This is a genomic window from Egicoccus halophilus (assembly GCF_004300825.1).
Taxonomy (GTDB): domain Bacteria; phylum Actinomycetota; class Nitriliruptoria; order Nitriliruptorales; family Nitriliruptoraceae; genus Egicoccus; species Egicoccus halophilus.
Genome location: NZ_CP036250.1, coordinates 229,641 through 250,959, shown reverse-complemented (window position 1 = coordinate 250,959; position 21,319 = coordinate 229,641). Strand labels below are relative to the sequence as shown.

The following is a 21,319-nucleotide window of genomic DNA, read 5'->3' as shown; positions in this document are numbered from 1 at the left end:
CGCCGATCCCGAAAGGACGCACCACTCGATGGCCTCCCCTCCATCCTTCGTCGCCGACTTCGACTCCGCCACCGCCATGGCGCAGTCCACCGCTGCCTACCTGCGTGGCGAGGACTGGCCCGCCCTCGGCAACCCGAAGCTGCTCGAGCCACCGGTCTCGCTCGCGAACCTGATCCCGCGCAAGGCGCGCGAACAGATCTTCATCGCCAGTGGCGCGCTCGAGACCACCTCGCCCAAGAAGATGGGCGACATCGATCTCGACGAGATCGGCGAGTGGCTGCTCGAGCTCTACCCGGAGCGTCGCTACCCGGCGGTCGGTCTGGGATCGTCGAGCGGCGCGGCGGTCTACCTCAACGCCGCGCTGGGTACGCCGTGGTTGCCGCAGACGGTGTTCCTGCCGGTGCGTCAGCCGGTGCACCCGGACGATCCGACCACCGCGATGGAGAACGGCATCGAACCCGGGCGGGCCCTGATGGAGGCCAACCCGGACTGGCAGCTGCACCACATGCACGATGCCAACCAGGACCGCCTGATGGTGCGGATCCTGACCTACTTCCGCGTCAAGCGCCGCAACCTCGGTGGTGGCTACGAACGGTTCCTCAGCGACCGGTTGCCGCCCGGGGGCACGCTGCTGCTCTACGAGTGCCGCACCCGGTGGAACACCACCCGCATCGGCGAGCGTCACGTCTTCCAGCACGGTGCGGTGGGTGGGGCGACCGAGCGCGAGTTCCACGAGGGCAGTGATCGGGTCGAGGACTACCTCGAACGCTACGACTCGCCCAAGCGTCGCTGGGACGGACCCGAGCCGGACACCGTCAGCCCGGAGGCCGAGTGGGGCTTCGAGGAGTCCCTGCGCGACGACGTGCTGCGCTTCGCCCGCGAGCACCGCTACCGGGTGCGACGGATCGTCTTCGACGGTCCCGACGACCTCTCGCCGCTGGTCGCCGACCTCTACCGGTGGTGGTACCGACGGCGGCGGATCCCGTCGAACCGGCTGATGGTGACCTCGTTCGTGATCAACGACGCCTACCGGGCGCTGCGGACCGGGTCGGTGCCGTACTGGATGCGGTTCAACATGCAGCCGTCGGTCGACGGCGTGCGACGCTTCCTCGACGAACGCGAGCCGTTCGACGACATCCACCTGGCGCTGTTCCAGCACGGGGTCAATGCCGTGGGCATCCCCTCGCCCGACGACTGGCGCGAGGTGCTCTCGCGGGCCCGACGCGAGGGTTCGACGCTGGGCGCCGACCTCGACGAGTTCCCGCACGACTTCGCCCAGTACGCGAAGTACAACCGCGCGATGAAGCAGCTCTCGCCGCAGTACCCGATCCCCGGACCGCTCTCGCTCGCGGAGTTCGACGAGTTCCTGGCGCAGGCCGGGAACTACGACCGTGTGAGCATCGAGGACATCGCACCGGACGGGGAGCGCACGCCCGTCGCGGCGTGAGGGTGCGTCGGCCGGCGACCACGGGCGTGGCGGCCTACGCCGCGCTCGTGGTGGCGTGCACGCTGGCGGTCGCGACCGGGCTGGTGCCGCGCTGGTCGGGGGCGGTGCACCTGGTCGCGCTGCCGCCGCTCGACGTCGCTGCCGACGCCCGCTGGTTGCTTGCCCGGGCGACCTCCTGGCCGCTGGCGGTGGGCGGTGCCGCCGCGCTGCTGGCCGTCCGCATCACGGCGCTGGCGCTGCTGCTCGACGCCGAACGTCCGCGCTGGCGGCTCGCCGCGATCTTCTACGCCGTCGTCTGGCTGCCGGCGGTGCTGGCCGCCCAACTCGACTTCATCGCCCATGCCGCGCTGTACTCGCGGCTGTTCGGCGGTGCGCTGTTCGTCCTGGCCGCACTCTTCGTGCTGTCCGCGGCGACCCCGTGGGTGCCGCTCGGGCGGGGGACCACGCCGGGTGGGCAGGACACCGGGAGGGTCGCCACCACCGGTGACCCGGTCGCGTGGCGGCTCGGCGTCGCCTGGCGCGCCGCCGTGCGGGCTGGCCTGCGCGCCCCGGTGCTGGCCGCCTACGTGGCGGCGCTGCTGGTCCTCGGCGCGCTCGCGGAGGCCACCCGACCGGTCGGGATCGTGGTGGCCGTCCCCGTGTCCGGGGCGCTCACCCTGGCGACGGTCGCGCGGCTGCGTGCACCGGTGCCGCAGCGGCCGTTGGCGGGCCTCGCCGGGGTGACCGCGCTCGGGCTCGCGCTGTGGGGCACGACCGTCGTCACCCGCGACGCGCCGTGGACGGCGTCCACCAGCGAGCGCGACGGCTCGGCGGTGATCATGTCGGGCATCAACTCGGCGTCCGGCGAGGGCGCGATCTTCACCCTGCAGCCGGCGTTCGTGGGCTACACCTGCGAACAGTTCACCTACTACTCGTACGCGGGCCCGGGCGACAGCCAGCCGCAGGGCGTCGCGGTCTGTCCGCTCGACCACGGCGCGCCCTACGTCCCCGACCACACCCAGCGGCCGTTCGACGAGCAGGTCGCGTTGCTCGAGGCCCAGGCCGCCGACCTCGAGCCCCCGATCGTGGTGTTCGCGCATTCGCAGGCCGCGTGGGTGGCCTGGCAGGCCGCTGCCGAGGAGCGCCTCGACGGGCTCGCGGCGCTGGTCCTGCTCGGTCCGTTCCCCTCCAGCCCACTGACCTGGCCACCGCCGGGCGAGAACGGTCCCGGGCTGGTCGGCGGCGAGCTGTTCCGGCAGCTCGTGCCGTTGGCCGACCTGGTCGACTTCGACTTCCTCGTCGATGCCCCGCTGTCGCGCGAGCTGTTGGCGACGCCGGACGCCGCTTCGGCGGTGTTCGCCCAGCCGCTGCCCGACGGGGTCGAGGCGCTGGCCGTGACCGCCTCCAGCGACCTCGCCGTGATGCCCGACGGCTGGCGCATCGACGGGGCGCTCGACGTCTGCCCGCTGCGCGAGGCGCACCCCTATCTGCCGATCACGCCCCACTTCCACCGGGCCGCCGACCGATTCCTCGACGGCGAGGTGCTGCGCGACCCGCCCGCCGAGGGTGAGGGACAGCGGGGCTGTCCGCCGTGGGCGGACCTGTACCACCTCGCCTCGCAGCCCTTCGGCGCGCCACCCGTCGACCGCTGAGCGACCGGGCGGCGCCGGGCCGGGCCGGGGCCGACGGGGGCGGGCCGGGTCCGAGGCCGCGGGCGGCCGGATCAGCCGGCGAAGCGGTACCAGCCGACGTCCTCGAGGGTGTCGAGTTCGTGCACGCCGACGCCGGCCCGCGAGATCGTCAGCAGCTTCTCGCCGCGCACCATCGAGCGGTTGATCGCACCCTGCCAGGCCCAGTCGTAGGGCATCGCCGAGCTGGTCTGGTCGAACGGCGTATCGGCGGCCACCTCGGCCTCGCGGCGCAGGTGCGGCACGTGCGAGACGCGCGCCACCTCCTCGATGCCGCCCGCGCGGGTGGCGGTGAACCCGAGCGCGCCCGAGTGGCTGTCCTCGGTCTGCGTCTCCTCGTCCCAGCTCCAGCGCTGGAAGGGCACGACGGTCAGTCCGGTCGCCGGCCAGTGCAGGAACGCGTGGTGGTCGTACTCGCTGTCGCTGTGGCCGTCGGCGACGGTGAGCTGGTCGAGCCGCTGCGGGGCTGCCGGGTCGGACACGTCGAACAGCGACACCTGGAGCCCGAGCGTGCGCCCGTCGAGGTCGGCGTCCTGGCCGACCCCGAGCAGCAGGTCGTCGCCGACCGGATGCAGGTAGGCGGAGTAGCCGGTGATCTTGAGCTCACCGGTGACCTCCGGCTCGGTCGGCTCGCGCAGGTCGATCGTGTACAGCGGGTCGGTCTCGCGGAAGGTGACGACGTAGCCGACGTCGCCGAGGAACCGGACGGCGTAGATGCGTTCGGTGACCCCGAGCCCGTCGACGGAGCCGACCACCGGGAGGGTCGGCTCGGACAGGTCGAGCACGCTGACCACGCTCTCGGAGGGCTCGTCGCCGCCCCACCAGGCGGCGTCACCGACGGTGGTGGCGACCCGCAGGTGCCCCTCGTGGGCCGACATCGCGAACTGGTTGAGCAGGGTCCCCGGCACCTCACCCGAGCCGACGTAGGACGTCGCGGCCGGGTCGGTGATGTCGAAGGCGTGGATCTCGGTGCGGGTCTTCTCGGCGGCGCGGCGGCGCTCCCGGTCCGACAGCGCGTCCCAGTCGACCCAGCGGGTGGTGGCGACGAACAGCTGCTCGGCCGAGGCGTAGACCGTGTCACCGCCGGCGAGGATCCCGACCCCGCCGGCATCGGGTTCGAGGTCACCGTCGGTGAGGTCGACCGTGAGCACCGACAGCAGCCCGAGGCCGGCGAACGTCTCCGGACGGGCGACCTGGTCGCAGGCCAGCAGGGTGCGTTCGGAGGTGTCGCCGCCGGCGGTCTCGTGCACGAAGTACGGCAGCCAGTCCGCGACCGCCGACTCGCGCACGAGCTGGCGGTTGGCCTCGGTTGCGCGCCGCTCGGCCCGCAGGCCGTTGCCCTCCGGGTAGCTCCAGGGCAGGTCGACGCCGGCCTCGGTGCGCACCACGACCCGCGCCACCCCGTCGACGAGCCGCGCCGAGACGGTCATGCCGTCCAGCGTCAGCCGTTCGGTGACCTCCGGGGCGCTCGGGTCGCTGACGTCGACCAGCGTCAGGGTGGTGACGCTGCCGCCGTAGGGCATCGAGTCCGCGATTCGCTCGCCGGCGAACGGCAGCACGTGCGGTGCCGAGGAGGTGACCAGCAGCCGGTCCCCGTCGAGCAGCAGCTGCGCGTCCCAGGCGTCGCGCATGCGCAGCTCGCCGGTCTGCTCGGGCTCGTCGCCGGTGACGTCGAGGATGCGCAGCCACGCGTCGTCGGCGACGTAGAGCCGGTCGCCGTCGGTCTTGACCCGGTCGGGCTCGTCGACGCCGGCCTCCTGCACGTTGGTGGTGCTGTGCTCGACCGTGGCGTCGGCCGCGCCGGCGGCCGGTGCCGCGTCCATGGCGGTGTCCGCCGCGGTCTCGTCACCGGCGTCCTCGACGGCGAACTCCTCACCGGTCATCCGCCAGCCGCCGCCACCGCCGCCGAGCCCCCACGGGCCGACCTGCTCCAGTGCCTGCGTGCGCAGGTGGTCGAGCAGGTCGTCACAGGCGTCGAACGGCTGCAGCGCGGCGGCGAGCTGCAGGTCGCCCGGCAGCGCGAACGCGTCCGTCTCACCGGCGGGTGCCGGCGTGCGCGGCGTGGAACGGGCGGCCGGTTCCTCGGGCGGCGGCGCGGCCGTGCAGGCGGTGAGCACCACCAGCAGTGGCAGGGTGGTGGCGGTCCAGCGGCGCATCCCGGGCTCCTCCGACGGTTCGTCCTCCACCGGTCGGACGTCGGCCGGGGCCCCCGGGTTCCCGCGGCTGTCGGACCACGGTCGTCCCGGGGGCACGGCGGGGTCAGCGGTCGAGCAGGTACACCGCGAAGGTCGGCAGCCAGTGCTCGCCGACGTAGTCGCCACCGAGGACCGCGGGCAGCGCCGCGTCGCGGTGCCGGGCGGCGGCATCGGCGGCGAGGTCGACGACCGGGTCACCGGCCGGCAACGCGTCGGCGATGGCCGACCAGCACCAGGCCCTACTGAGGTTGAGCCCGTCGAGGTGGACCGTCTGCGGGTCGGTGCGGTCGCTGACCACCGCCGGCTCGGCCAGCGGGGACGGATCGGGCAGGAAGCGGTGGAACCAGCCGGCGAACTCGGCCGGGCCGAGGATCCGCCGCAGCAGGTCGGCCTCGACCAGCGCCGGGGACAGGAAGTCGTTGGCGGAGGGCTCGAACGCGGCGAGGTAGCCCGCGTCGCGGCCGTACCACCGCAGCGCCGCCTCACCGACGGCCGCCGTGACCGCCGCGTCACCGGTGGCCGCCGCCGCGTCGTGCAGCAGCCCGCATGCGAACGCGGAGTTCGCGTGGGTCCCGCTGCGCTGCGGGTAGGTCGTCGTCGCCAGCCAGTCGACGCAGCGGCCCCGGACCACCTCGACCAACGGCGTCAGGGTCGCCGCCCAGCCGGCGAGCTCGTCGGCGATCCCGCGCAGGGCGTCGTCCCGGGCGGCGACGTGCAGTTCGGCCGCGAGCGTGAGCAGCCACGCCCACCCGTAGGGCCGCTCCCAACCGCGACGGGCCGGATCACCGAGGTAGGCGGCCTCGGTCGCCACCGCCTCGGGCGTGCAGCGGGTGGTGAACCAGTCGCGCACGGCCGGCCCCTCGTCGAGCTCGGGGAAGCGCCGCAGCAGCCGCACGAGCATCCAGTGCTGGTGCACGGACGAGTGCCAGTCGTAGCTGCCGAAGAACAGCGGATGCAGCGCGGAGGGCGTCGCACCGACGTCGTCGGGACCGAGCAGCAGGTGCATCGGGTGGTTGGGGTACTCGCGGGCCACGTTGGCCAGCCCCGCGCGGGCGTAGCGGCCAGCGGTCGCGGCATCGAGGGGCGGGGTGTCGGTCACCGCGCGGATCTCCTGGGTACGGCCCGCCGTCGTGGCCGGACGACGGGCGAACCGACGGGTGGCCGGGGGGTGGAGGAGCAACTCGGGCGGGCGACCCTACCCTCGTCCGAGGAGACGACTCCGGGAGGGCGTCGTGGCGGGCGAGGTGCGGGTCGGCACCAGCGGCTGGCAGTACGACGACTGGCGCGGCGAGGTCTACCCGCCCGGCGTCGGGCCCGGGAAGTGGCTGTCGCACTACGTCGGCTGGTTCCCGACCGTCGAGGTCAACGCCACCTTCTACCGACTGGCCCGCGAGACCGCCGCCGAACGCTGGCGCGACACCGCGCCGCCCGGGTTCGAGTTCGTGCTCAAGGGCAGCCAGTTCATCACCCACCGGCTCAAGCTGCGCGGTGCCCACGAGGCCGTCGGGCGGTTCTTCGCGCCGCTGGTCCCGGTGCTCGAGCGCACGGCGGTGATCCTGTGGCAGTTGCCGCCGAACTTCCGGCGCAACCTCGACCGGCTGCGCGAGTTCCTCGAGCTGCTGCCGCCGACCCACCGCTACGCGTTCGAGTTCCGCGACGACGACTGGTTCCACCCCGACACCTACGCCCTGCTCGACGCCCACGGCGCGGCGCACGTGTGGTTGTCGTCGTCGCTGACCCGGCGTCACGAGCTCGTCGCGACCGGCGACCACGTCTACGTTCGCTTCCACGGGCTGTCGGAGGATGCCTACCGCCACGACTACCGCGACGACGAGCTGCGGCCCTGGGCCGAACGGTTGCGCGAGGTCGCCGCCGCCGGCACCGCGGCCTGGGTGTTCTTCAACAACGACGCCGCGGGACACGCGGTCCGCAACGCACGGCGCCTGGTGGCCATGCTGGGCGAGGCGGCGCGGCCGTGGCCGCCGCCGTCGCTGGACCCGCTGTCGGTGCTCGAGGCGGACGGTGGGGTGGTCGATCTCCGCCACTCGGACCGGGCCACGTTGCCGGGCAGGTGAGCGAGCGCGTACCCTCTCGTCCGCTCCGCCCGGGTCCGCCCGGACGGCGGCACGGAGGGTTCGCCTAGTCCGGCCTATGGCGCACGGCTGGAATCCGTGTTGGGAGTCACATCCCTCGGGGGTTCGAATCCCCCACCCTCCGCTATAGAATCACCGTTTGACCAGCGAGAACGCCCCGACCGAGCCGGCCGGGGCGTTCCTCGCCTAGCGGGCGTTGCCGGCTCCGTGGACACAAGGTGGACACGAATCGGCGGTCAGGGGGTTCCAGGTGCTCGGAGAACTGGCGGCGGCCGTGCTCGTGGGGATCGCGTCCCTAGGCGGCGTCTGGTTGGGCGCGCGGCTCGCCCAACGCGGTAGCGAGCGGGCCGAACAGGCCCGAGAGCTGCGGCGCTGGCTCGACGAAACGGTGTCGGCCGTCGTCGGCCTAGAGGTTCAGGCGACCGACCTGGAGATAACGACCGAGGGTCGCCTAGAGGCGGTCGGGACCGAGGTGTCTCAGACCCACCTCGACAAGCTGCGGCGGATCGCCGTCGCGCACCCCGATGCCGAGACCCGGACGCTGGCGGAGCACGCCTACCACCTGTTCTCGCTGTACGTGCGAACGTCGACGCGCTCGATGGGGTTGGTGCATCCCGAGGACGAGGACGGCTCGCCCGCCACTAGTCGGGCGCAGGTCCACGACGCACTCGACGCGCTCATGGCACGCGCGCGCGAGGTCACCTACGAGACCGACGGGTAGAGCAGCTCTCTGGCGGCTGGCCCTAAGCGAACAGGACACGCCCCGTCGCGTCGGCCGCGAGTGCGTCGTCCGCGGGTAGCGCGTGGCTGTAGACGGCCAGCGTGATGGCCGGATTCGCGTGCCCGAGCCGCTGCGCGACAGCCGGAATCGGCACCCCCGCACGGAGCAGCATCGTCGCGTGTGTGTGGCGCAGCCCGTGGACGCCGATGGCCGGGAGCCCGGCCGCTGCGGCTGCGCGTGTGAACGTCGTCGACGCCTTGTTCGGGTGGAGCGGCCGGCCGTCGACCTCGGTGAACATCGCGTCGGTGTCCTGCCACGCGGGGCCGGCCGCGAGCCGCTCCTCAACCTGCCGAGCCCGGTGCGCCCGCAGCAGCGCGACGAGGTCGTCCCCGAGCACGATGCGTCGCGTCGCCGCGTCCGTCTTGCCGCCGTCCGCCTCGACGAGCTGCCCGCGCACCGCGGTCACGGTGCGGCGGACGTGGAGCGTGCCCGCGTCGAGGTCGACGTCCTCCCACCGGAGCGCGAGCGCCTCGCCCCGGCGCAGCCCGGTCCCGAGCAGCGTCGTCCACAGCGCCCCGAGCCGGTCCTCGCTCGTCGCGTCGATGAACGCGCGCGCCTGCTCGGTCGACCAGCAGCGGTCCTCGGTGACCTTCGCGGACGTCTTGCCGCCGCGCGCCCGCGCTTGCTTCGCCCGCTTCGTGTCCGCCGGGTTGCTCGCGATGAGCCCGTCCTCGACCGCCGCCGCGAGGATGGCACGTAGCGCCGCGTGGACGTGCCCGACCGACTTCTCGGACAGCCCCTGGTGCCGCTCCGGGGTGCAGCCGTGCTCGGCGCACGTGACCCCGGCGGTACGGCACGTGCCCGCCCGCTTCCCACGCTCCGCGAGGTCGACGTAGAGCGTCGCGACGTCCTCGGGGGTGACCTCCTGTACCCGACGCGCCCCGAGCCGCGGGAGGACGTGGACGAGCGCCGTGGTCAGGTTGTCCCTCGCGGTCGGCCGCAGGTCGCGGCGCTGGTCGAGCCACCCACGCGCGTACTCGTCGAGCGTGACCGTCGACCGGACCGAGGGACGCCCTCGGTTCGCCTGTTCGTGGAGCAGCTCCGCGAGCGCGGCGGACGCCTCGCGCTTCGTCCGGAACCCGCGCCGCGTCCGCTGCCGACGCCGCCCGTCCGAGCCCGTCGGCAGGTCCCACCGGATGCGGTAGAGCCGCTCCCCGGCCTTCGTCTCGTAGCGCTCGATGGTGCCCCGCATCGGTGTCCCTCCCGCTGCCCGTGTCCGTCGCCGTGTCCACGGACCGTCTCGTTTGCTGAAACGAGCCGCCAAGCGGCATCGTGTGCCAGGACCGTACACGGTTCCGCACCGTGTGGTCAGGGTGATTGACGTCCCGCTTCGTCGGCCGTATGGTCCCCGGCATCGGGAGCGCCGGGCGCTCTCGGCACCGGGAGGGACACCGGAGCGGCTGCGCGTCGTGACGCGCGGCCCTGACGAACGGTGTTCCCGATGCGTAGCCAGCCCGAGGCGTCGAGCCTCGACTCCCTGCCCGACGTTCTCCGTGTCGACGAGGTCGCCGCGTTCCTGCGGTGCGACCGGTCCACGGTCTACGAACTCGTCCACCGAGGCGAGCTGCCGGTCATCCGGCTCGGCCGTGCGTTCCGTGTGAGCCGTGACGCGCTCGCTCGGTTCGTGAGCGCCCCCGACCACGCCTGACGGCCGAGAGGGGCTCTCCGATGCCTGCCCGCTTCCATCAGGTGTCCCCGAACGTGTGGGGACGAGAGATGCGCCGCGCGTCGCGTGACGCGCAGGTGACCGCGTTCTACGTGTGGACGTGCCGCGCCCGAATCAGCGAGGGGCTCTACGAGCTGTCCGCCGGTCAGGTCGCGCTCGACACCGGCATGAGCGAGGACGAGGTGCTCGCCGCGTTCGACGAGCTGGACCGCCTCGGCATCGCGTCCTACGACCCGGAGGCCGAGGTCGTGCTCGACCGTCGCGCGCTGCGGGACCGTCCGCTCAAGCACGGCACGGACCCTCGCACCGGCGAGGTGAAGGTCAACCGCGCGATGGGGCCGGCCGTGGCGCTGTTCCTCCAGGTCGCCGAGACACCGCTCAAGCGCGAGGCCTACCGGCTCGCGGCGACGCACGCGCCCGACTTCGCCCACGGCATCGGCAGCGCCCGTCCCGACCTCACGTTCGCGGTCGAGGATGCCCCTGCGGATGGGGCTCCTATCCCCCATCGGGAGGGGGATGCGCAGGGGGATGCCCGAGCGGCCCCCGACCCCGCGGAGTCGCATCCCCCTGGCATGGGGGATGCGCAGGGGGTTCACCGGGGGGAGTCGAGTCGAGTCGAGCCGAGACGAGTCGAGTCGAGGGAGGGGGACACTGCAGAGGACAGCCCTCGGTGCTCTACATGCGGCGACCCCGCCCCGGTCGGCTCGTACGACCTCGCGGACGAGCCCTGGTGCCGCTGGTGCGACGGCTCGCCGAGGCAGGTCGCGGGATGACCACACGTGACCCGACCGTGTGCGGAAGCGCAGATTCCGGCCGAACCGAGGCCCGTAGCAGCACATCGACCCGGCCGCGGACACCGCGGCGGACCCGGAGGTACCCGCGTGAGCGCTGAACCCACCCTCGGCACGTTCGTTCCGACCGACCGTCTCCAGGCGCTCGCGGACACGCTCGGGCTCGTCGTCTCTTGGTGCGAGCAGCACGACGACGAGTGGAGCGCGCAGGTACTCCGCGGTCAGCTCGCCACGACGGTCGAGCCGGCCCTGCTCCGCGCGGCCGTGGAGCCCGCGGAGCGCGTGAGCGTGCCCGTCCCTGCCCCGGACCCTGCGGAGGCCATCGCGGCCGTCGTGGGCGACCTCGCGGCCGCTCACGGGCTCGTCGGCGGGACCTTCCTCGCGCTCTCGTCCGTGTTCGGCACCGTCGAAGGGCACGGCGTGTCCCGGCCGGAGCTGGCCGAGGTCGCGGAGATGGTCGCGGCATCGCTGCGCGAGGACGAGGAGGTGCCCGAGGAACCGCGGTAGCGGAGGTGCCGGCGGTACGCTGGCGGTGCGCAGGTGGGCCCTAGACGTAGTCGCTGGGCCGAGCGTCGGGACGCATAGCGGACCCGGACGCCCCCGCTGGGAGCGCACGACGACCATCCGTGCTCGCGTGCCCCTCTGGAGGCCCACTCGTGAAGCTCTCGTTCGCGCAACTGCGCGCCGCCCTGTCCGCCCTCGCTGACGCGGGGACCCTCTCGCCCGACCTCGTCGACCTCGTCGACGGAGCACGCGACGGGGACCTGTCCAACCTCCCGGCCGGCGACCTCTCCCGGCTCGACGCGGAGCTGTCTGCTGCGTTCGACGAGCTGGTCCCCGAGGACGCTCCCGAGGCTGCGGACCTCGACATCGCGACCGTGTGCGCGTCAGCGGTCGAGACGGTCCGCGCCGCATCCGAGCGCCGCGCCGCTGACGCCCGGCAGCTCGTCGCCTCGGTCCGCGGCCCCGACGCCCCCTCGACCCCGCGCCGCCCGTCGCTCGCCGACGCCGCCCGGCACGCCCGCAACGGCGTCCGCGTTCCCCACGGTTCGCGTGCGCGGGCGCTCATGGCCGCCGGCGAGCCCCTCGACGCCGACGGGGTGACCACCGCGCTCGTCGCGGCAGGTCGCGACCTGCTCCGCGGCCGAGGTGACGGCGGGACCGTGGTCACCTTGGAGGCCGACTACCCCGAGGACCGTCGCCTCACCGGCGAGCCCGAGCACGACACCGCGGTCGTCGCGTCGGTCGTGGGTACGGACGCGCTGGTCGCGGCCGGTGGGCTCTGCGCGCCGCTGGAGGCGCACTACGACCTCGGTGTGTGGTCGACCGCAGCCCGGCCGCTCCGTGCGGCCCTGCCCGCGTTCGATACGTCCCGCGGCGGTATCCGCTTCACCCGTGGCGCGTCGCTCGCCGACGCGGCCGCCGGGGTGACCGTGTGGACCGAGGCGCACGACGTCGACCCCGACGCCGGTGCGGGCGCGGAGCCCCCGACCGGCCCCGCGACCAAGAACGTGTGGCGCATCGAGTGCCCCGAGGAGGTCGAGGTCCGCGTCGACGCGGTCGTCGAGCGGCTCCGGGTCGGCAACTTCGCCCGGATGCTCCAGCCCGAGCAGGTACAGCAGGCCCTCACGCTGCTGGAGGCCGCTGCCGCACGGACCGCGGAGGCGAAGCTCCTCGACACCATCGTCGACGACGCGACGGTCGTCGCGGCCGCGCAGGTGCTCGGCGCGTCGCGTGACCTGCTGTCGGCGGTCGACCTCGCCGCGGCGGGGTACCGCTCCCGGAACCGGCTCTCGGACGAGGCGGTGCTGCGCGTCGCGCTGCCGTCGTGGACCCGCCACCTCCTGCGCGTCGACCTCGCCCGGCAGCTCCCCGGAGACTCCACGACCGCCGTCTCGGACGCGCAGCTCGCGGAGCACTTCTCCGTTCGGGGCGTGTCGCCCGTGTGGGTCCTCGACGCGCAGGTGTTCGGCGCGCAGGCGGCCGGACCGCTGGTGCCGTTCCCCGAGACGGTCCGCGCGACCCTGTGGGCCGAGGGCACCTACGTGCTCCTCGACGGCGGGATGCTCCACCTCGGGTGGACTCGGGACCACGAGCTGAACGCGGTCAACGACGCGGAGCTGTTCCGCGAGGTGTTCGAGAACGTCGCACGGGTCGCACCGCTCACCCCGCTCGCCATCGACGTCCCGGTCGACCCGAACGGCACGACGTCGGGCACCGTCGACCTCGTGACCTCGGCCTAGCTCGCGACGGCACGCGGGGTCGCCGCTCCTTCCGGTCCTTGCGGGTGACCGGGGCCGCCCCGCTCGTCGCATCCTCCCCGCCCCGGACGCGCCTCCCGGCCGTCCGGGGCGGTGGGGTACCCCCAGCTACCCACCGTCGACGTGCGACGCTCCTGCGCGAGCTGGAGCCGTCGACCGAGGAGCCGGCCCGTGTGCGGATGCGCGACGACCGGAGAGCTACGAGCGCGGCTCGACGCGTTGGAGGCGAGCTACCCCGACACGCTCGCGAAGCTCCAGGCGCTCGACGACGACGGCCTACGCGCTGACCTCGCCCGCCTCGACGCGGAGACGATGGCACCCCCCGCCAGCATGGCACCCCCTCACCTCGACGACCTCGCGACGTAGGGCAGCCGCCCCGGCGACGGGTTCAGCGACGGCCGCCACGCGAGGCGCGCCGACTCCTGCCGCTGCTCCATCGACGGCCGCCCTGCTGCGCGACGGCACGCGTCCACCACGCGCGGGTGCGCGGCGTGCTGGTGCTCACGCGTCCACGCGACCTCGGCGCGACCATCCATCGCGCACATCGGGCACGGACCCGCCGTCTCGGGGGTGCGAGGCATGGCCGGACGCTACCCCTCGACCGAGGCCGTGGAACCCCGGCAGGCCATGGAACCCCGCCGCTCTATGGAACCCCGCGAGCGTGTCCGTGGACACATCGTGGACACGAACGCCGACAGACGACGCCCTACGAGCCGAGACGTCACGTGACGCGAGCCGCGCGTTTCCGCTGGTCAGAGCATGTTTCGGCAGACGAGGCCCAACGAGGCCAAACGGCGTGGACACGCCTGGAATCCGTGTTGGGAGTCACATCCCTCGGGGGTTCGAATCCCCCACCCTCCGCCACCGCAACCGTGTTCGACCTGCGAGACGCCCCGGCCCCGTCGGCCGGGGCGTCCGCGTACCGGGACGGTCCCGGCCGGCGGCCTCCGCGAGCCACGTGGTGTCAGCAGCCGCCTGAGCCGCTCCACCGCGCCGGAATTCGGCCTGCGGCGCTCGCGCCACAACGCGGTTCTCGCCCGGGTGCCGCCGGCAGGGTCTGCCCGGAGCCATCCGTGCGCCCTGGTCCGCACCGCCCGACGTGCGGACGCACGGATCGCACTCGGTACCACCGCGACCGTCGATCCGTGCGTGCTCATCTGCACACGGCCGGCTTCCGACGCACGTGCGTCACACCGAACGTGCACCTGGGTCGCATGCAGCTGATCGGGATGGGCGCATCGCGATCAGGCTTATGCCGATGGAGGCATCCGATCGCCAATCGCCTGACCTTCGTCGATGTCTCACAGGTGATACACTACGCCCCATGGGCGCACCCGAGGTCAGCATCCGAGAGCTCCGCAACCACGGCGGAGACGTGGTCGACCGCGTCGCGGCGGGCGAGAGCCTCACCGTGACCCGCTCGGGCAAGCCGGTTGCTGAGCTTCGTCCGGTCGGACGGCCCGCCGTGAAGGCGGAGGTGTTGCTCGAGCGTCGGCGCCGGCTCCCTCACGTCGACCCTGTCCGGCTGCGCGAGGACCTCGACGAACTCCTCGATCCCACGCTGTGACGCCGCCTGCGAACCGGCCGGCGCGGGGCCTCTTGGACACCAGCACGCTGCTCCTGCTCCCGCAGCTGCCGGACGCCACGGCGCTTCCCGTCGAGCCGCTCATCTCGACCATCACGCTGGCGGAGTTGTCCGTCGGGCCGCTCGTCGCTCGGACGGAGGCCGAACGCGCTGCCCGACAGGCCCATCTTCAGCAAGCCGAAGCCGACTTCGATCCGCTGCCCTTCGATGCAGCCGCGGCGAGGGCGTTCGGCCAGGTCGCGGCCGCGCTGCGCCAGGCCGGACGGAAGCCCGCAGCGCGTTCCTACGACGCGATGATCGCCGCAGTGGCGATCGCGCACGACCTTCCCCTCTTCACCAGCAACGTGCACGACTTCGCCGCCATCGTGCAGCTTCCCGTCATCGAGGTGCCACATCCCACCCGGTGATCTCCCGCCGGCATGACCCGACCGCGACCGTCCGGAAACGGTCACGGGGCGTCCCGGCCGCCGCTTTCCGGACAGCAACGCGCCGTGGGCCGGTCGTATGCTGGCTTCCGAGAGCGAGGTCGGACGTGTCGCGACGGACGCCGTTGAGCATCCCGGAGTCCGATCCGCGCGCGTGCAGTCGAGGTGCTCGGGTCAACGCACTGGCGCGGGTGCCCTTCTTCGCTGGGCTGGATCTCGATGCGCTGCACCAGGTCGACGCCCGCGCGAACATGCACGGGATGGAGGCGGACGAGGCGGTCTACCTGGCCAGGCACCGCGCCGAGCATCTCTACGTGGTGGCGACCGGGGTGGTGAAGCTGACCGGGACGAGCCCGGACGGGACCGTGGTGCTGCTCGACGTGCTCGGCCCGGGGGGATTCTTCGGGACGTTGCCGGCCCTCGGCGGGGTTACCTACGCCGAGGATGCGTGGGCGCTCACGTCGGGGTGCCTGCTGTCGTTCACGAGTGACCGGTTCGAGGCGGTGCTGTCCGGACAGCCCTCGGTGGCCAGGGCGGCGTTGGTCGCCATCGGGCAACGGCTGCGTGTCACGCAGGACCGCATCGAGCGGATGGCGTCGGCCAGTGCTCCGGCGCGGATCGCGAGCACGCTGCTGACGCTGGCGGGCCGTCTCGGGGTCGACGACGGTGAGCGTGTCCTGATCGATGTGCCGCTGACTCGCGAGGATCTCGCGAGCCTGTCCGGGTGTGCCCCGGAGACGGTGAGCCGGAGCTTGGCGGCCTGGAGCCGCGACGGGGTGGTCGAGACCGGTCGACGGTGGGTGTCACTACGTCGGCCGGAGGTACTCGCGGACCTCGCCGGGGTCCCGGGGGCAGCAGGACCCGACCGGCGTAGCTGCGCGTCGGCTGATCACGACGGACCCCGGGGATCGAGGGTCCCTGTCTGACGGCGGTCAGGTTCGTGGACGGGACCGGGCGTACCGTCGATGCTGCCACCCCACGAGGTGGCTCGCCCGATCCGAGAGGGGTTCGAGATGACCACGACGACCAGCCCGACCACCCGTACCGTCCTGCGCGCCGAGGGCTTCTCCTGCCCCTCGTGCGTCAGCAGGATCGAGAAGCAGGTCGGCCGACTGCCGGGCGTGGACGACGTGAAGGTGCGCTTCGCCTCGGCCCGCGTCGAGGTCGACCACGACCCCGCGGTCACCTCGGTCGACGACCTGGTCGCTGCGGTCGCCCAGGCTGGCTACACCGCCCGCCCCGCGTCCTTCTGAGCCGGAAGTTCCGCACGAACCCGACGTGGCACCGCCTCATCCGGCGGTGCCACGTCGCCGTCCGCCGGGAGCCGACCGGCCGATCTCCCTGCCGTTCCCTGACGCACGTCAGATTCGTCTCCGCGACCACTGCCACTGTGGTGTCCGAGGCCCTTCGACGGGGCCACGAGATCCGAGGAGGAAGACATGGAGACCCGACGCGACGGCCGGTGGACGGTCCCACTCGTCTCCGGCCTGCTCATCGGCACCTCGTTGGTCACCGACGTGCTGACGTCCGTGACCTGGCCGGGGAGGTTGATGATGGTGGCTGCGGCGATCGTTGCCGGGACCCCGATCGTGCGCAACGCGATCCGGGCGTTGACCGCCAGGGTCGTCGGCATCGACCTGCTGGTCAGCGTCGCTGCGACCGGCGCGGTCGTCATCGGTGAGTACTGGGAGGCAGCTGCGGTCACGTTCCTGTTCGCGATCGGCCATGCGCTCGAGACGGCGACGCTCGACAGGACCCGCTCGGCGCTGGCCGAACTCGTCGCGGTCGCGCCCGACGTCGCCGTGGTCGTGCGCGACGGCCAGCAGGTCGAGGTGCCTGCCGGTGAGGTGGCGGTGGGCGAGCGGGTGCTGGTCAAGAACGGCGCGAAGGTGCCCGTCGACGGTGAGGTCGTCGACGGGACCGGTGCGCTCGACGAGTCCTCCATCACCGGGGAGTCGATCCCCGTCGAGAAGGTCGCCGGCGACCGCGTCTTCGCCGGGACCATCGCGAAGGGTGGGTTCCTGCAGGTCCGTGCCACCGGCGTCGGCGCGGACACCACCCTGGCACGGATCGTCCACCGCGTGGAGGAGGCGCAGGACGCCAAGGCCCGCACCCAGCAGTTCATGGACCGGTTCTCCGCCTGGTACACCCCGGCCATCATCGTGCTGGCGCTGTTCGCTGGATTGCTCACCGGCGACGTGGTGCTCGGACTGACGCTGCTGGTCATCGGCTGCCCCGGCGCACTGGTCATCTCCATCCCCGTCTCGATCGTGGCCGGGATCGGCCGCGCCGCCAAGGACGGGATGCTGATCAAGGGCGGGGAGTTCCTCGAGACCTCGGCCCGGATCACCGCCGTCGCGCTCGACAAGACCGGCACCCTCACCGAGGGTCGTCCGCGACTGACCGACGTGGTCGTGCTCGACGCCGGCTCCGACCGAGGCGAGGTGCTGACGTGGGCAGCCCGTGCGGAAGCCGGATCGGAACACCCGTTGGCCCGGCCCATCCTCGCGGCCGCCGCCTCGGACGGCCGGTCGACTCCGGACCTGCCCGAACGCACCGAGCCCGTGCCCGGGAAGGGCATCGCCGCCACCGCGGATGGCCGGCGGGTCCTCGTCGGGAACGCCGCCCTCCTCGACGCGTACGTCGTCGACACCGTCGACACCGTCGGCGCCGGTCAGGCTGCCGCCGGGCTCGCGGCTGCCGGGCGCACCCCGATGATCGTCGCCGTCGACGACCGGGTGCTGGGCGTGATCGCCGTGGCCGACCAGGTCCGCCCGGACGCCGCCGGGATGGTCGCAGACCTGCATGCGGCCGGTGTCAGCGAGGTGGTCATGCTCACGGGCGACGTCCAGCTCGTTGCCGAGGCGATCGGCCGGACGACCGGCGTCGACGAGGTACACGCGGGCCTGCTGCCCGAGGACAAGCTCGATGCCGTCGCGGCACTCCAGCGCGCAGGGCACGTGGTGGCGATGGTCGGCGACGGCGTCAACGACGCCCCGGCTCTGGCCACGGCGGACATCGGTGTCGCGATGGGTGCCGCTGGCTCCGCGGTCGCCGTCGAGACCGCCGACATCGCGCTCATGGCCGACGACCTCCACAAGCTGCCCGAGGCGGTGTCGCTGGCTCGCCGGACCGTCGACAACATGCGTCAGAACATCACCATCGCGCTGGCCACCGTCGCGTTCCTCCTCCTTGGCGTGCTGCTCGGCGGGGTCACGATGGCGATCGGGATGCTCGTCCACGAGGCCTCCGTGTTGCTCGTCATCGCCAACGCCATGCGGCTGCTGCAGCCGGCTCCCGCCCCGTCCCGCCCGCCAGCCGACCCTGCCGGCACCATCACGACCGGCGCGGATCGGACGCGCTCGCCAGCCGCATCGGCCCGCTGAGCCGCAGGTGCGGCGGCGCGGAGGCCCCAGCCACCGCACCGCGCGGTGACGCCCCCGGCCCCTGCGCCGGGGGCGTACGCGTCTGCTGCGCATCCCCCGGCTGATGGGCCTGCGCGCGGGAAACGCCGAGGTGTCAAGCGGCGGAGGCGAAGACCACGATGTTGTCCTCGTAGCGGCGCACGTCCTCGTCGAACGTGCCGCCACAGGTGATCAGGCGCAGCTCCGCGCCGTCGGCCTGGCGGTAGACCGCGTCGGTCGGAAACTCGTCCTTGGGCCAGCGCCCGATGCGGTCCACCACGAACCGGGCCGTCGATCCGTCCTCGCGGTGCACCAGGATCTCGTCACCGGGTTCGAGCTCCGGCAGCCGCAGGAACACCCCCGGTCCGGCATGCGAGTCGACGTGGCCGGCGATCACGGCCGGGCCGGCCGCGCCGGGGCGTGGGCCGCGGACGTACCAGCCGGGAACGGCCGCGTCGGCGGGGACCTCGAGCCGACGCTGGTCGTCGAGGTCGAGCGCCACCAGCGCCGCGTCGACGCCGATGCGCGGCACCTCCAGCACGGTCGGCGCCGCCACCTCGGCCTCGACCGGGGCCTCGACCGGGGCCTCGACCGGGGCCTCGTCCGGGGCCGCGGCCGGTGGTGGCGCGGGCAGGTCGGGGACCAGCTCGGCGCGCGGGGTCGAGGGACGCAGCGGCCGGACCGCGGCGGCGCCCCTGTCGGCGGCCGCGTCGGGGTCCTCGTTCGCGGTCTCCGGCGGCGTGGCCGCGGGCTCGGATGCGGGCGGCTCGGCGGGGAGCGCCTCGAGATGGGCGCCGACGGGCGTCGCCGCCGGTCCGAACGTCAACCAGACCCCCAACGCCGTCAGCACGCCTCCGAGCACCAGCAACAGCGCCCCACGACCGGTGCGGGTGCGACCGGTGGTGGCGTCAGGTGTCGGCGAGCGGCGGGACATCGTGGATCTCGCGGTCGATGGGGGACGACGCCGGGATCCCGACCGGCGCCGCACGGGCGCCGGCCGGGTTCCTCGGACGTCAGGCGGCGTCGGTGCGCAGGGTGCGGACACCCAGGGCGAGCGCGCCGGCACCCAGCCCGAGCAGCAGCAGGGCGATCGGCGGGACGTTGTCGGACGCCGCACCACCGAAGCCGGCCTCGACGCCGTCCACGGGCACGTCGTCCATGCCGAGGTCACAGTCGGTCAGGTCGGGCAGCGCCACGACGAGCACCGACTCGCCGTCGGTGGTCACCGACAGCACGTCGGCGTCGTAGCCGGTGCGGGTCGTGCTCATCGCGTCGGCGAGTGCGGCGTAGCGCTCGTCGGTGGACAGGTCGATCAGGTCGGGTTCGAAGGCCTCCAGGACGGCCGGGCTGACGCCGAGGTCGTCACCGGGGGCCGCGTCCTCCATCGCGCCCTCGTCGGCGAGCAGTTCCTCGAACAGCTCCTCGACGGCCGCACAGAACTCGTCGGCGGACGGGGCGATCAGGTAGGCGCCGGGCTCCATCTGCTCGCCCTCCTCGACGCCCCAGTCCGCGAAGCCCTCGCACTGGGTCGGGTCGGGCAGCAGGGTCACGACCAGGGCCATGCCGTCGTGGCTGGCACTGGCGACGTCACCGTCGGACTCGGCGAGCAGTTCCTCGAGGTTGTCGGCCACGTCCCCGACGTCGGCGCGGTCGATCGGCTCGGGCGCGAACATCGCCGCCCATTGTCCGCCGTCACCCTCGACCAGTTCGGCCAGTTCCTCGGGGTCGGCGCCGGCGGCGAGCTCCTCGATCGCGGTGCAGAACTCGTCCACGCTGGGCGCGATGAGCAACGCCTCGGCATCGGCGGACTGTGCGGCGGCGGGCAGGGCGCCCAGCAGCATCCCCATCAGCGCCAGGCTCAAGCAGGTGGTCCATCGTCGTCGCATGACGTCTCGCTCTCCTCGCCCGAACCCCGTTCCGGGTCCCCGGAGCCGTGTCGGGCCGCCGACACCGAGGACGAGCCGGACGCTAGGTAGCGCTGCGGGCGGGCGGACAGGTCTTCCCGGCCCTTCGGCCAGCCGTTTCGCGCGCCAGGTCCACGCTTGCGGGCAACGGGTGGCCGACGCCGCGGCACCGTGGCGATCGTCGTCGCGGTACGCCCGGCACGCCGTTTCCCTGCCGGCTGCGTCACACGGGGAGGGCGGCGAAGTCCCGGATGGCCTGGGCGGTGACCTGCGGCGCGCTCAGGTTCGGGCAGTGCCCGCTGACGTCGAGTTCACGCAGGACGGCGCCGGGGATCGCGTCGGCGACGTAGCGGCCGACGACCGGCGGGGCGATCGCGTCCCGCGCCGACTGCAGCACCAGCGTGCGCGCCGTCACCTGCGGCAGGTCGGCCCGGTTGTCGCCGAGGAAGGTCGCACGCGCGAAGCGCCGTGCGAGGACCGGGTCGGTGCGGCAGACGCTGTCGGACCACTCCTCGGCGAGCTCCGGGCGGTCCGCGTTGCCCATGATGGTCGGCGCCATCGCCGAAGCCCAACCGGCATGGTTGCGGTCGAGCAGCCCGAGCAGTTCGGTCATGTCCGCCTCGTCGAACCCGCCGACGTAGCCGGTCGCCGGGTCGTCGAGGTAACGCGGCGAGGGGCCGACGAGCACGAGGTCGGTGATCCACTCGGGTGCCAACCGGGAGGCCAACACCCCGATCATCGCGCCCACCGAGTGCCCGACGTAGGTCACCCCGCCGACGCCGAGCTCACGCAGGATCGCCACGACGTCCTCGGCGTAGCCCGCCAGCGTGGCGTGGCGGGTGGGGTCGTAGGCACGAGGATCGCTGTCGCCGGCCCCGACGTGGTCGAACAGTACGACGCGGTGGTCGCGGGCCAGGTCGGCGGTGACGTGCCGCCACATGCCCTGGCTGCAACCGAACCCGTGGGCGAGCACCAGGGTCGGCCCCGTGACGGGCCCCACGACCTGGACGTTGTTGCGGACGACGGCGGACACGACGGGCTCCGGGCACCTCGAGGAACACGCCCCTGGTCGGCCGGGCGGACCGCGACTCAAGGCGCGC

20 protein-coding genes and 1 tRNA gene are annotated in these 21,319 nt (G+C 73.3%); 15 read left to right on the top strand and 6 right to left on the bottom strand.

What is annotated here, in order from left to right; all coding sequences use genetic code 11:
• The first annotated feature begins 28 nt into the window (after positions 1–28).
• Together ELR47_RS01135 and ELR47_RS01130 are read left to right on the top strand one after the other, a co-directional pair.
• Positions 29–1,447: a hypothetical protein gene (locus ELR47_RS01135; protein WP_130648218.1), complete on the top strand. Its 1,419-nt coding sequence runs from the start codon at positions 29–31 to the stop codon at positions 1,445–1,447.
• A 26-nt stretch (positions 1,448–1,473) separates the two neighbouring features.
• Positions 1,474–3,078, top strand: a complete 1,605-nt coding sequence (locus ELR47_RS01130; RefSeq protein WP_130648217.1) for a hypothetical protein — start codon at positions 1,474–1,476, stop codon at positions 3,076–3,078.
• 71 nt (positions 3,079–3,149) lie between these two features.
• Here ELR47_RS01130 and ELR47_RS01125 read toward each other — a convergent pair whose 3' ends face one another.
• Entirely contained in the window at positions 3,150–5,270 is a 2,121-nt protein-coding gene (locus tag ELR47_RS01125; RefSeq protein WP_165403763.1) for a beta-propeller domain-containing protein, read from the bottom strand.
• A gap of 103 nt (positions 5,271–5,373) precedes the next feature.
• Positions 5,374–6,408, bottom strand: a complete 1,035-nt coding sequence (locus ELR47_RS01120) for a DUF2891 domain-containing protein (protein WP_130648215.1) — start codon at positions 6,406–6,408, stop codon at positions 5,374–5,376.
• Between the two features lie 133 nt (positions 6,409–6,541).
• On the opposite strand from ELR47_RS01120, the gene ELR47_RS01115 reads away from it, so the two are divergent.
• The 3 genes from ELR47_RS01115 (at position 6,542) to ELR47_RS01105 (ending at position 8,123) form a co-directional block, all read left to right on the top strand.
• Complete coding sequence (locus ELR47_RS01115) at positions 6,542–7,384, top strand: DUF72 domain-containing protein (protein WP_165403762.1); 843 nt, start codon at positions 6,542–6,544, stop codon at positions 7,382–7,384.
• Positions 7,385–7,437: 53 nt separating this feature from the next.
• Positions 7,438–7,526, top strand: a tRNA-Ser gene (locus ELR47_RS01110).
• A gap of 126 nt (positions 7,527–7,652) precedes the next feature.
• Positions 7,653–8,123 carry a hypothetical protein gene (locus ELR47_RS01105; protein ID WP_130648213.1) on the top strand — a complete coding sequence of 157 codons (471 nt, stop codon included), beginning with the start codon at positions 7,653–7,655 and terminating at the stop codon, positions 8,121–8,123.
• A gap of 22 nt (positions 8,124–8,145) precedes the next feature.
• Here ELR47_RS01105 and ELR47_RS01100 read toward each other — a convergent pair whose 3' ends face one another.
• Positions 8,146–9,375 (bottom strand): site-specific integrase, encoded by a 1,230-nt coding sequence (locus ELR47_RS01100; protein WP_130648212.1) that lies wholly within the window; start codon positions 9,373–9,375, stop codon positions 8,146–8,148.
• Between the two features lie 249 nt (positions 9,376–9,624).
• Between ELR47_RS01100 and ELR47_RS01095 the strand changes: the two genes are divergently transcribed.
• The 10 genes from ELR47_RS01095 to ELR47_RS01050 all read left to right on the top strand — a co-directional run bounded on the left by ELR47_RS01095 (position 9,625) and on the right by ELR47_RS01050 (position 18,297).
• Positions 9,625–9,831, top strand: coding sequence for a helix-turn-helix domain-containing protein (locus tag ELR47_RS01095; RefSeq protein WP_130648211.1), 207 nt, complete (start codon positions 9,625–9,627; stop codon positions 9,829–9,831).
• Positions 9,832–9,899: 68 nt separating this feature from the next.
• On the top strand, positions 9,900–10,622 hold the full coding sequence (locus tag ELR47_RS01090) for a hypothetical protein (protein WP_130648210.1): 723 nt from the start codon (positions 9,900–9,902) through the stop codon (positions 10,620–10,622).
• A gap of 108 nt (positions 10,623–10,730) precedes the next feature.
• Entirely contained in the window at positions 10,731–11,147 is a 417-nt protein-coding gene (locus tag ELR47_RS01085) for a hypothetical protein (protein WP_130648209.1), read from the top strand.
• A 149-nt stretch (positions 11,148–11,296) separates the two neighbouring features.
• Positions 11,297–12,883, top strand: coding sequence for a major capsid protein (locus ELR47_RS01080; protein WP_130648208.1), 1,587 nt, complete (start codon positions 11,297–11,299; stop codon positions 12,881–12,883).
• Positions 12,884–13,072: 189 nt separating this feature from the next.
• A complete protein-coding gene (locus ELR47_RS01075) occupies positions 13,073–13,267 on the top strand; it encodes a hypothetical protein (protein ID WP_130648207.1) in 195 nt (64 codons plus the stop codon).
• Positions 13,268–14,225: 958 nt separating this feature from the next.
• The gene (locus ELR47_RS01070; protein ID WP_188584338.1) at positions 14,226–14,468 is read left to right on the top strand and encodes a type II toxin-antitoxin system Phd/YefM family antitoxin; all 243 of its coding nucleotides are present in this window, start codon (positions 14,226–14,228) and stop codon (positions 14,466–14,468) included.
• 32 nt (positions 14,469–14,500) lie between these two features.
• Positions 14,501–14,893: a type II toxin-antitoxin system VapC family toxin gene (locus ELR47_RS01065; RefSeq protein ID WP_205745379.1), complete on the top strand. Its 393-nt coding sequence runs from the start codon at positions 14,501–14,503 to the stop codon at positions 14,891–14,893.
• Between the two features lie 209 nt (positions 14,894–15,102).
• Entirely contained in the window at positions 15,103–15,837 is a 735-nt protein-coding gene (locus tag ELR47_RS01060) for a Crp/Fnr family transcriptional regulator (RefSeq protein ID WP_130648205.1), read from the top strand.
• An 87-nt stretch (positions 15,838–15,924) separates the two neighbouring features.
• A complete protein-coding gene (locus tag ELR47_RS01055; RefSeq protein ID WP_130648204.1) occupies positions 15,925–16,164 on the top strand; it encodes a heavy-metal-associated domain-containing protein in 240 nt (79 codons plus the stop codon).
• 186 nt (positions 16,165–16,350) lie between these two features.
• Positions 16,351–18,297 carry a heavy metal translocating P-type ATPase gene (locus ELR47_RS01050; RefSeq protein WP_130648203.1) on the top strand — a complete coding sequence of 649 codons (1,947 nt, stop codon included), beginning with the start codon at positions 16,351–16,353 and terminating at the stop codon, positions 18,295–18,297.
• A gap of 133 nt (positions 18,298–18,430) precedes the next feature.
• On the opposite strand, the gene ELR47_RS01045 is transcribed toward ELR47_RS01050, so the two are convergent.
• The 3 genes from ELR47_RS01045 to ELR47_RS01035 form a co-directional block, all read right to left on the bottom strand.
• Positions 18,431–19,249, bottom strand: a complete 819-nt coding sequence (locus ELR47_RS01045; RefSeq protein ID WP_130648202.1) for a class F sortase — start codon at positions 19,247–19,249, stop codon at positions 18,431–18,433.
• Positions 19,250–19,328: 79 nt separating this feature from the next.
• Positions 19,329–20,201, bottom strand: a complete 873-nt coding sequence (locus ELR47_RS01040; protein WP_130648201.1) for a hypothetical protein — start codon at positions 20,199–20,201, stop codon at positions 19,329–19,331.
• Between the two features lie 241 nt (positions 20,202–20,442).
• Positions 20,443–21,252 carry an alpha/beta fold hydrolase gene (locus tag ELR47_RS01035; RefSeq protein ID WP_205745378.1) on the bottom strand — a complete coding sequence of 270 codons (810 nt, stop codon included), beginning with the start codon at positions 21,250–21,252 and terminating at the stop codon, positions 20,443–20,445.
• Positions 21,253–21,319 lie beyond the last annotated feature (67 nt).